The 9,467-nt window shown below is 68.3% G+C and carries 12 protein-coding genes, 4 tRNA genes and 1 pseudogene; 14 read left to right on the forward strand and 3 right to left on the reverse strand.

The window, feature by feature from the left end; genetic code table 11:
* From LB823_RS12635 to LB823_RS12645, 3 genes are read left to right on the forward strand one after another with little or no spacing between them, the layout of a single operon-like run.
* The gene (locus LB823_RS12635; protein ID WP_224647602.1) at positions 1 to 690 is read left to right on the forward strand and encodes a demethylmenaquinone methyltransferase; all 690 of its coding nucleotides are present in this window, start codon (positions 1 to 3) and stop codon (positions 688 to 690) included.
* A gap of 4 nt (positions 691 to 694) precedes the next feature.
* A complete protein-coding gene (locus LB823_RS12640) occupies positions 695 to 1,687 on the forward strand; it encodes a polyprenyl synthetase family protein (RefSeq protein WP_224647603.1) in 993 nt (330 codons plus the stop codon).
* An 11-nt stretch (positions 1,688 to 1,698) separates the two neighbouring features.
* Complete coding sequence (locus tag LB823_RS12645; RefSeq protein WP_224647604.1) at positions 1,699 to 2,559, forward strand: M48 family metalloprotease; 861 nt, start codon at positions 1,699 to 1,701, stop codon at positions 2,557 to 2,559.
* A 149-nt stretch (positions 2,560 to 2,708) separates the two neighbouring features.
* Here the strand turns inward: LB823_RS12645 and LB823_RS12650 are convergent, their stop codons facing one another.
* Together LB823_RS12650 and LB823_RS12655 are read right to left on the reverse strand one after the other, a co-directional pair.
* Complete coding sequence (locus LB823_RS12650) at positions 2,709 to 3,683, reverse strand: type IV toxin-antitoxin system AbiEi family antitoxin domain-containing protein (protein WP_224647605.1); 975 nt, start codon at positions 3,681 to 3,683, stop codon at positions 2,709 to 2,711.
* A 245-nt stretch (positions 3,684 to 3,928) separates the two neighbouring features.
* Positions 3,929 to 4,420 carry a YajQ family cyclic di-GMP-binding protein gene (locus LB823_RS12655; RefSeq protein WP_224647611.1) on the reverse strand — a complete coding sequence of 164 codons (492 nt, stop codon included), beginning with the start codon at positions 4,418 to 4,420 and terminating at the stop codon, positions 3,929 to 3,931.
* 95 nt (positions 4,421 to 4,515) lie between these two features.
* Here LB823_RS12655 and LB823_RS12660 point away from each other — a divergent pair.
* From LB823_RS12660 to rplA, 11 genes are all read left to right on the forward strand, one after another.
* Positions 4,516 to 4,600, forward strand: a tRNA-Tyr gene (locus LB823_RS12660).
* Positions 4,601 to 4,734: 134 nt separating this feature from the next.
* Positions 4,735 to 4,807 (forward strand) — tRNA-Thr (locus tag LB823_RS12665).
* Positions 4,808 to 4,839: 32 nt separating this feature from the next.
* Positions 4,840 to 4,913, forward strand: a tRNA-Met gene (locus LB823_RS12670).
* A gap of 34 nt (positions 4,914 to 4,947) precedes the next feature.
* The gene (rpmG, locus tag LB823_RS12675) at positions 4,948 to 5,115 is read left to right on the forward strand and encodes a 50S ribosomal protein L33 (protein WP_013125415.1); all 168 of its coding nucleotides are present in this window, start codon (positions 4,948 to 4,950) and stop codon (positions 5,113 to 5,115) included.
* Between the two features lie 94 nt (positions 5,116 to 5,209).
* The gene (gene hadA, locus LB823_RS12680; protein ID WP_224647606.1) at positions 5,210 to 5,776 is read left to right on the forward strand and encodes a (3R)-hydroxyacyl-ACP dehydratase subunit HadA; all 567 of its coding nucleotides are present in this window, start codon (positions 5,210 to 5,212) and stop codon (positions 5,774 to 5,776) included.
* Entirely contained in the window at positions 5,763 to 6,188 is a 426-nt protein-coding gene (hadB, locus tag LB823_RS12685; protein ID WP_068527842.1) for a (3R)-hydroxyacyl-ACP dehydratase subunit HadB, read from the forward strand. The genes hadA and hadB overlap by 14 nt, the downstream gene beginning before the upstream one ends.
* Before the next feature lie 147 nt (positions 6,189 to 6,335).
* Positions 6,336 to 6,408 (forward strand) — tRNA-Trp (locus LB823_RS12690).
* 74 nt (positions 6,409 to 6,482) lie between these two features.
* Positions 6,483 to 6,872: a preprotein translocase subunit SecE gene (gene secE, locus LB823_RS24055; protein ID WP_224647607.1), complete on the forward strand. Its 390-nt coding sequence runs from the start codon at positions 6,483 to 6,485 to the stop codon at positions 6,870 to 6,872.
* A gap of 42 nt (positions 6,873 to 6,914) precedes the next feature.
* Positions 6,915 to 7,772 (forward strand): transcription termination/antitermination protein NusG, encoded by an 858-nt coding sequence (gene nusG / locus LB823_RS12700; RefSeq protein ID WP_224647608.1) that lies wholly within the window; start codon positions 6,915 to 6,917, stop codon positions 7,770 to 7,772.
* Between the two features lie 70 nt (positions 7,773 to 7,842).
* On the forward strand, positions 7,843 to 8,274 hold the full coding sequence (gene rplK, locus LB823_RS12705) for a 50S ribosomal protein L11 (protein ID WP_068523954.1): 432 nt from the start codon (positions 7,843 to 7,845) through the stop codon (positions 8,272 to 8,274).
* 95 nt (positions 8,275 to 8,369) lie between these two features.
* Positions 8,370 to 9,083, forward strand: coding sequence for a 50S ribosomal protein L1 (gene rplA / locus LB823_RS12710; protein ID WP_224647609.1), 714 nt, complete (start codon positions 8,370 to 8,372; stop codon positions 9,081 to 9,083).
* A gap of 75 nt (positions 9,084 to 9,158) precedes the next feature.
* On the opposite strand, the pseudogene LB823_RS12715 reads toward rplA, so the two are convergent.
* Positions 9,159 to 9,467: pseudogene (locus LB823_RS12715) on the reverse strand (hypothetical protein); the annotation flags it as partial.

Raw genomic sequence — 9,467 nt, forward strand, 5'->3', positions numbered from 1 at the left:
ATGGCAAGGGCCTCTCTGGACAAGAAACCGGGCGACGTCGCGTCGATGTTCGACGGTGTCGCGCGCCGGTACGACCGGACCAACACGCTCATGACGGGCGGGCTGGACCGGTACTGGCGCGCCCGCACCCGGCGCGCGCTCGACCTCAAGACCGGGGACCGCGTGCTCGACCTCGCCGCCGGCACCGGCGTCTCGACCGTCGACCTGGCCCGCTCCGGCGCGTGGGTCGCGGCCTGCGACTTCTCGACGGGGATGCTCCAGGCCGGCTCCTTCCGCCGGGTGCCGATGGTCGCGGGCGACGCCATGGCGCTGCCGCTCGCCGACGACTCCTTCGACGCCGCCACCATTTCCTTCGGCCTGCGCAACGTGCAGGACACCGTCGCGGGCCTGCGGGAGATGGCGCGCGTCGTGCGCCCCGGCGGCCGCCTCGTGGTGTGCGAGTTCTCCACGCCCACCAACGGCGCCTTCCGCGCGCTGTACGAGAAGGTCGCGCTGGAGGCCATCCAGGTGGTGGCGAAGGGATCGTCGAACCCGGAGGCCTACACCTACCTCGCCGAGTCGATCCGGAACTGGCCGGCGCAGGCCGAGCTCGCGGACCTCCTCCGCGAGGCGGGCTGGGGCGACGTGGCCTGGACGAACCTGACCGGCGGCATCGTCGCGCTGCACACCGCGACCCGCCCGCTAGGCTGAACACGTGGAGAAGACGGTAGCCGGGGTCTCGCTGGGATCCGACGAGTTCGCGGCGGGGATCCGCGCGGACCTCGCCCGCGTCGAGCAGGTCATCGCCGACGGCATCGCCGAGGCCGACGGGTGCGTGATCGAGGAGGCCCTGCACCTCTTCCAGGCCGGCGGCAAGCGCTTCCGGCCCATGTTCACGGTGCTCTCCGGCCGGATCGGCGGAGCCCCGTCCGACCAGGTCATCACCGCCGCCGCGGCGATGGAGCTGACCCACCTCGCGACGCTGTACCACGACGACGTGATGGACGAGGCGGACACGCGCCGCGGCGCACCGTCGGCCAACGCGCGGTGGGGGAACTCGATCGCGATCCTCGCCGGCGACTTCCTCTTCGCCCGCGCCTCCGCGTACGGCGCCGATCTCGGCCCCCGCGCCGTCGGCGTCATCGCGAAGTGCTTCGGTGAGCTGGTCACGGGCCAGATGCTCGAGCTCAAGGGCGCCGGCGACGGCGACCCGGTGCAGCACTACCTCGACACCATCTGGGGCAAGACCGGCAGCCTCATCGCCACCTGCGGCCTGCTCGGCGCGCTGCACGGCGGCGCCGACGAGGCGACGGCGCAGCGGATGTACCGCATCGGTGCCGCCATCGGCATGGCGTTCCAGATCAGCGACGACATCATCGACATCAGCTCGATCGCCCAGGACTCCGGCAAGACGCCCGGCACCGACCTGCGCGAGGGCGTTTTCACCCTGCCGGTGCTCTACGCGCTGCGTGACGAGGGCCCCGAGGCCGATCGGCTGCGCGAGATCCTCGTGGGCCCGGTCACCGACGACGCGCTGGTCGACGAGGCCATCGAGCTCCTCGGCCGCTCCGCGGGCATGAAGGAGGCGCAGGCCACGCTGGCCCGCTACGCCGACGAGGCCCGCGCCGAGCTGGCCGAGCTGCCCGAGTCCGAGCCCCGCTCCTCCCTCGAGTCCCTGGTCACCTTCACGGTCGCCCGCCTGGGCTGAGGACCCCCGAAGTGCAGGGCCTGGGGAGTAGGACCGGCAATCAGATCCGCACCGCGCTGCTCCTGGCGCTGGTCGCGGGCTTCCTCATGGCCACCGGCGCGGTCTTCGGGCAGACGGCCTTCGTGCTCTCGATTGTGCTCGCCGCCGGCGTGTGCGCCTACCTGTACGTCAGCGGGCCGTCGCTGCCGCTGCGCGCCATGCATGCGCGCAGCGTCTCCGAACTGCAGCAACCCGCGCTGTTCCGGCTGGTCCGGGAACTCTCGACCTCCGCGCGGCTGCCCATGCCCGCGATCTACGTCTCGCCCACCGCGGCGCCCACCGCCTTCGCGACCGGCCACGGCCCGACGCACTCCGCGGTGTGCGTGACCATCGGGCTGCTGGAGTTGCTCTCGGAGGACGAGCTGCGGGCCGTCCTGGCGCACCAGCTCGCCCGGATCGGCTCCCGCGACACGCTGACCGCCTCCGTCGCCGGGGCGCTCGGCGCCGTGATCTGCGGTTTCGCCGGCTTCGGCTACCTCCTCGGCTTCGGCGACGGCGGCGCGCGGCGCAGCCGGGTCGTCGACGCCATGCTGTCGGTGCTCGCGCCCATCGCCGGCGCGCTGATCCGCCTCGGCGTCTCGCGGACCGTCGACTACCGCGCCGACCACACGGGCGCGCTGTTGACCGGGTCGCCGTCCACGCTGGCCGGCGCCCTGGAGAAGGTGTCCGACGGTGCCGCCCGCGCACCCCTGCCGCCCGAGCCCGAGATCGCCGTGCACGCCAACACCATGCTGGTCTGCCCCTTCCTCGACAGCGACCGCATGGGCCGGATCTTCCGCACGCAACCGCCCGTCGACCGCCGCGTCGAGCGCCTGCAGGCCCTCACGTCGTAGCCCGACGGTCCCGCTTCGCAGGTCAACGTCACGCGGGGGACGTCGACGCCGCGCGGGGGACGGCCGGTCCCCCATGAGAAGTCGGTCGCGGGGTGGGGAGATGCCGTCCCCCACGCGTGGTCGACGACGCGTGGGGGACGATGTCCCGGTCATGCCGCCCACTCGATGCCGTGCCGGGCGAACGCGCTGCTCAGTTTGCGGCGGAGGAGCGCGTCGTTCGTGAGGTTCGACCAGCCCCATCGGACCACTTCCATGCCGTGAGTGCTGAACAGCGCCTGGCGTTCCTTCTCCGCCTCCAGGGAGGCAGCCCGTTCGGCATCGCGGTCGCCGTATTTGCCCGATCCGTCGAACTCGCCGACGAGCGACCCCCACTCGAAGTCGACGAAGTGTTCCCGCCCGCCGAAGCGGTAGGAGGTCTGCAACCGGGGCATCGGCATGCCCCACGCCATCATCAGCATCCGTGACCAGGACTCGCCTGCCGATTCGGCGCAGTCCACGGAGAGTTCCAGGGCGCGTCGCGCCGTTGCGGATCCGCGGCGCCGGCCGAGGCGGTCGAGGGTCGCGGACAATTCCTCGACCCCGACGGGCGCCGGATCGTTCGCCGACGGAAAACGGCGGATCAGGCGGACGCTGTCGATCGCGGCGACGGCGCGGATCAGGTCGCCGGTCATCGCGACATCGATCGCGGTGCGGGCCCGAGTCGTCACCAGGGCACCGTCGACGTGGGTGATCTCGGCGTCGGTGAGTGGACGCGGGTGCACGTGGACACCCGGCCGCCTCCCTCCGCCGTGGACTCGATCGACGGTGAAGTGCACGTCGGTACGGCTCGGACGGAGGAAGGGAATGTCGTGCAACGCGGCCGCGCTCTCGAAGCTGACCGCGTTCCTGCAGGTCATCGCCGTCGCGAGGACTTTCAGGCGATACACCGCGTGCGCTGGACGGTCGCCCGGCGTCGTGTAGACGCCGCTGGCCAGCCGGATCAGTTCCCCCTCCGCGACTGCACGGCTGATGTCCGGGCTGCTGCGGCCGGTGGCGAGTAGATATGCGCGTGTGAGTAGTTCCCCCATGGAGGCATTGAACCGCCGCGTTCGCCGCCCAGCCGCGCTGCGAGCCGCTTCCTCCACAGGCTACTGGCGAGTATCCCCAACATTTCGTCCCTCACGCGGCGTCGACGAGGCGTGGGGGAGATCACGTCCCCCATCGGAGGGACGGCGTTTAGCGGGGGACCAAACGTCCCCCACGCGGCGTTGACGCGGCGTGGGGGACGTCGGCGTGATGAGGATCATGGGCGGCCGGGCGCGGAGGAGGCCCGGCCGCGAGCGCACCGTCGCACCACCCGGCGCGACGGTGCGCCGTCGGACCTGGGGACCTAGCGGTAGTTGACGAACTGGAGCGCGATGTCGAGGTCGGCGTTCTTGAGCAGCGACTGGACGGACTGCAGGTCGTCGCGCGACTTGCTGGAGACGCGCAGCTCCTCGCCCTGGATCTGCGCCTTGACCGACTTGGGGCCCTCGTCGCGGATGAGCTTGCTGATCTTCTTGGCGTTCTCGCTGGTGATGCCCTCGACGAGGGTGCCGGTGATCTTGTACGTCTTGCCGGAGGCGACGGGGTCGCCGGCGTCGAAGGCCTTGAGCGACAGTCCGCGCTTGATGAGCTTCTCCTGGAAGACCTCGAGGCCGGCCTTGACCCGCTCCTCGGCGTCGGAGGTCAGCACCACCTTGTCCTCGCCGGAGAACTCGACGGTGGTGTTCGTGCCGCGGAAGTCGTACCGCTGGCTCAGCTCCTTCGAGGCCTGGTTGAGGGCGTTGGCGACCTCCTGGCGATCGATCTTGCTCACGACGTCGAACGACGAATCGGCCATCTTCTGTTGCACTCCTATGATGTTGACCTGCGGGTTTGCGTGCCCCCCACGGGGGCGTTGTAGTCTTCTCTCCGCTGCCTTCACAGGCGGTGCAAGGCACGTTGCCCGAGCGGCCAATGGGAGCGGACTGTAAATCCGTCGGCTTAGCCTACGTAGGTTCGAATCCTACACGTGCCACCAGCTGCGGCCTTCGGCGTCCTGGACGTCGGAGGCCGCAGTGATAACGAGTTGACCTGCGGATTTGGATGATCTCGGCCGCAGTGTGTAATCTCGTTGAGGCTCTTGGAGCGCCGGAGACGGTGCCTCGAGGACTCGCCCCCTTAGCTCAGTCGGTAGAGCGTTTCCATGGTAAGGAAAAGGTCAACGGTTCGATTCCGTTAGGGGGCTCGCTAGACCAGTGCAATGTGCTGATAGCTCAGGGCGGTGTAGCTCAGCTGGTTAGAGCGCACGACTCATAATCGTGAGGTCGGGAGATCGAGCCTCCCCACCGCTACAACTGACAAGAGATTTGCGAAAGAGGGACCGTCGTGGCTTCATCGACAGATGTCCGCCCCAAGATCACCTTGGCGTGCGAGGTGTGCAAGCACCGCAACTACATCACCAAGAAGAACCGTCGCAACGATCCCGATCGCCTCGAGCTGAAGAAGTTCTGCCCGAACTGCGGATCGCACCAGGCGCACCGAGAGTCGCGCTGACGTAGACGTCGACAAGGGGGAGGGCATCCACAGCGGATGCCCTCCCTTTTGGCATACTGCCCTTCAGCCCATTCACGATAGGTAGGTTCGTCACGTGAGCAAGGACATCGATGTGCCGGGTGGACCGGTCACCGAGCAGCTCAGCCCCGAAGAAGTCGCGGAGCGCACGCGCGCCGCGGTCGGTTACAACTACGAGTACGACGAGAAGTACTACGTCAGCCGCGAGAAGGTCCGGGAGTTCGCCAACGCGAGCCAGCTGCTGAACCCCGTTCATCACGACGTGGAGGCCGCCAAGGCCGCCGGCTACACGGACCTCGTGGCACCGCCGATCATGTTCTCCCTGATCGGCATCATCGCCCACCGTCCGCTGTTCGAGAACGCGATCGTCGGTTACGGCCGTCGCCCCGTCGTGCAGTCCGAGCAGAAGGTGCAGTTCCACGCGCCGATCCTCGCCGGCATGACGCTGACCACGCACGTCCACTTCGACGCCTTCAAGCAGGCCGCGGGTGTGGACCTGATCGTGACCCGCAACGAGATCTCCGACCAGGACGGCAATCACCTGGTCACCTCGTGGACCACGCTGGCCGGCCGGTCGGGCGAGGACGAGGACGCCGCGTTCGTCGGCGCAATGGAAAAGGTGATGATGTATGGCACTTCGTAACTTCGCGGACGTGACGGTGGGCGAGGAGCTCCCCGAGCGGACCTTCGAGCTGACCCGCGGCGATCTCGTCAACTACGCCGGCGTCACCGGCGACCCGAACCCCATCCACTGGTCCGATCACATCGTGAAGCTGGCCGGCATGGAGGACGTCGTCGCGCAGGGCATGCTCACCATGAGCCTGGGCTCGAACTACATCACCGAGTGGCTGGGCGACCCGGGCGCGCTCAAGGAGTACAGCGTCCGCTTCACCGCGCCGGTGTACGTCCCGGCCGACCAGAAGGCGGAGCTGCTCTACTCGGGCAAGATCAAGTCGCTCGACGAGGAGACCAAGACGGGCGTCGTCTTCCTGACGGTCAAGCAGGGCGAGCGCAAGATCTTCGGCAAGCCGGTCGCCACCGTCCAGTTCGCCTGACGGTCCGCGGCCCGCTCGGGCCGCATGACCGGTGCGTTTTGAGGTGCGGCACCGATGTGCCGTACACTGAACTGTCCGCACAAAACGGCGGGCGTGCGAAAGCGCGCCCTTCGAACGGTGCGGGTGCGGGGCCGGAAGGCTCCGCAAAGGGGTGTAGCTCAGTTGGTAGAGCAGCGGTCTCCAAAACCGCAGGTCGCAGGTTCGAGTCCTGTCGCCCCTGCATAGCGCGGGCCCCGGCCCGGCTGTCGACATCGGCGGGCCGACGCCCGCTGAAAATCCAGCGGAGGGAAGTGCGTGAGCGACGAGAAGGACGACGCGACCACCGGCGAAGCCGCCGGCGACAGCGCCGCCGAAGACGCCCAGCAGGCCCGCCCTTCCGGTAAGCGCTCGAGCGGCCGTGGCGGCCGCACGGCGCTGGCCGAGGCGCCGGAGCCCAGTTCGGCGGTCGAGTCCGGCGTCGCGAAGAAGTCCGCGGCCGAGAAGAAGTCGCGCAATCCGTTCGCCGCCATCTGGCTGTTCATCCGCCAGGTCGTCGCGGAGCTGCGGAAGGTCATCTGGCCGACCCGGTCCCAGATGATCAACTACACGATCATCGTGCTGGTCTTCGTGGTGGTCCTCACCGCGATGATCAGCCTCCTCGACCTCGGCTTCGCGAAGCTGATGTTGTGGGCGTTCGGCAAGTAGCCGGACCACACGAGTAGACGAGACGGAAGGAACTTCGGCGCTGTGAGCACCCCGGAGCACAACGAGGCAGAACTGGACGCCGTTGAGGACGTCCTGGTCGACGACGCTGCCGCGGCGACCGAGGTCGAGCAGGCCGAGGACGCCGCCGAGCAGGCCGAGCAGGCCGACGACGAGGCCCTGATCGAGGTCGAGGAGAGCGTCCTCGGTGCGGACGAGCCCGGCGATGGCGCAGAGATCGTCGCCGAGGAGGAGCCCGAGGAGATCGACCCGGTCGAGGAGCTCAAGGCGCAGCTGCGCACGGCCCCCGGTGACTGGTACGTGATCCACACCTACGCGGGCTACGAGAACAAGGTCAAGGCGAACCTCGAGACCCGTGTCCAGAACCTCGACGTCGGCGACTACATCTTCCAGGTGGAGGTCCCCACCGAAGAGGTCACCGAGATCAAGAACGGTCAGCAGAAGCGGGTCAACCGCAAGGTGCTGCCGGGCTACATCCTGGTGCGCATGGACCTCAACGACGAGTCCTGGGGCGCGGTCCGCAACACCCCCGGTGTCACGGGCTTCGTCGGCCTGACCAGCAAGCCGTCGCCGCTCACGATGAACGAGGTCGTGAAGTTCCTGCTGCCCGAGAGCGCGCGCACCAAGCCCGCCAAGGACAAGGCCGGTGCCGCGTCCGACGGTGCCGCCGGTTCCGGTGGCGCGGCCTCGCAGGGCCCCGCGGTCGAGGTCGACTTCGAGGTCGGCGAGTCGGTCACCGTCATGGACGGCCCGTTCGCGACCCTGCCCGCGTCCATCAGCGAGATCAACGCCGAGCAGCGCAAGCTCAAGGTGCTCGTGTCGATCTTCGGGCGTGAGACGCCCGTCGAGCTCGCCTTCAACCAGGTCGAGAAGATCAGCTGACGCGGTTCGCCGCGTGAAGACTTCCCGCGCCCGCTGCAAGGGCGTGGGGTGAAGAAAAAGGAAACTGAGGATGCCCCCGAAGAAGAAGAAGGTCGCCGGGCTCATCAAGCTGCAGATCCAGGCCGGGCAGGCCAACCCTGCTCCGCCCGTGGGTCCCGCACTTGGCCAGCACGGCGTCAACATCATGGAGTTCTGCAAGGCGTACAACGCCGCGACCGAGTCGCAGCGTGGCAACGTCATCCCGGTCGAGATCACGGTCTACGAGGACCGTTCTTTCGACTTCAAGCTGAAGACTCCTCCGGCCGCCAAGCTGCTGCTCAAGGCAGCCGGCGTGCAGAAGGGCTCGGGCGAGCCGCACAAGACCAAGGTCGCCAAGGTGACCTGGGATCAGGTGCGCGAGATCGCCGAGACCAAGAAGGAAGATCTGAACGCGAACGACATCGATCAGGCCGCGAAGATCATCGCCGGTACTGCTCGCTCGATGGGCATCACCGTCGAGTAAGTCGCCGGGACGCCTCGTGCGTCCCGTGGGAGGGCCCGCTCGGCCCGCAGAACCACTCACTGCCCACTAGCCGGGCAAGAAACGAAAGAGTTTTCATGAGCAAGAACAGCAAGGCCTACAAGGCCGCTGCCGAGAAGGTCGACAAGGACAAGCTGTACAGCCCGCTCGAGGCTGTGTCGCTGGCCAAGGAGACCTCCTCCACCAAGCAGGACGCCACCGTCGAGGTCGCGATGCGCCTCGGTGTCGACCCCCGCAAGGCCGACCAGATGGTGCGCGGCACCGTCAACCTGCCGAACGGCACCGGTAAGACGGCCCGCGTGATCGTCTTCGCCGTCGGCGACAAGGCCGAGGAGGCCAAGGCCGCGGGTGCCGACGAGGTCGGCGCCGAGGACCTGATCGAGAAGATCCAGGGCGGCTGGCTCGAGTTCGACGCCGCGATCGCCACCCCGGACCAGATGGCCAAGGTCGGTCGCATCGCTCGCGTGCTCGGCCCCCGTGGCCTCATGCCGAACCCGAAGACCGGCACCGTCACCCCCGACGTGACCAAGGCCGTGGGCGACATCAAGGGCGGCAAGATCACGTTCCGCGTCGACAAGGCGTCGAACCTGCACTTCGTGATCGGCAAGGCGTCCTTCGACGCCAAGCAGCTGGTGGAGAACTACGGCGCCGCGCTGGACGAGATCCTGCGCGCGAAGCCGTCGGCGGCCAAGGGCCGGTACCTGAAGAAGGTCACCGTCTCGACGACCACCGGACCGGGCATCCAGGTGGATCCGAGTCGTGTGAGCAACCTCACCGAGGACGAGGCCTGAGCCTCTAGACCTCATCGGGTCTGACGTAAGCCCCCGATCGCTCCTCGAGCGGCCGGGGGCTTCGTCGTATCCGGGTCAGAGCAGCGCGTTGCCGGAGCTCGCGACCAGGAAGAAGAGCAGGAAGACGGCGCCGTAGGCCAGGAGCGCGAGCAGCGTCAGTGCGGTGAGGGCGCCGCCGATGATCATGCCGACCGTGGCGATGGTGTTCTTGTAGCCCCGGTCCCGCGACTGCCGGTGGGCGATCCAGCTGACCAGCAGGCCCACGGGATAGCAGCCGAACACCGTCAGGACCAGACCGACGATACCCATCGCCTGGTCCGGATCCTGCAGGCCCTGCGGCGGCGGGTAGCCGGGGTAGGGCTGGTAGGCAGGGTAGGGCTGGGC

Origin of the sequence: Tsukamurella sp. M9C (assembly GCF_020169415.1) — a bacterium.
Taxonomy (GTDB): Bacteria; Actinomycetota; Actinomycetes; order Mycobacteriales; family Mycobacteriaceae; genus Tsukamurella.

What these genes read in the sequence shown, in the direction of transcription:
- LB823_RS12655 (WP_224647611.1), bottom strand. Translation starts at nt 4,420, where the DNA reads ATGGCCGATTCGTCGTTCGACGTCGTGAGCAAGATCGATCGCCAGGAG.
- hadB (WP_068527842.1), top strand. Translation starts at nt 5,763, where the DNA reads ATGGCACTTCGTAACTTCGCGGACGTGACGGTGGGCGAGGAGCTCCCC.
- rplK (WP_068523954.1), top strand. Translation starts at nt 7,843, where the DNA reads ATGCCCCCGAAGAAGAAGAAGGTCGCCGGGCTCATCAAGCTGCAGATC.
- rplA (WP_224647609.1), top strand. Translation starts at nt 8,370, where the DNA reads ATGAGCAAGAACAGCAAGGCCTACAAGGCCGCTGCCGAGAAGGTCGAC.
- LB823_RS12635 (WP_224647602.1), top strand. Translation starts at nt 1, where the DNA reads ATGGCAAGGGCCTCTCTGGACAAGAAACCGGGCGACGTCGCGTCGATG.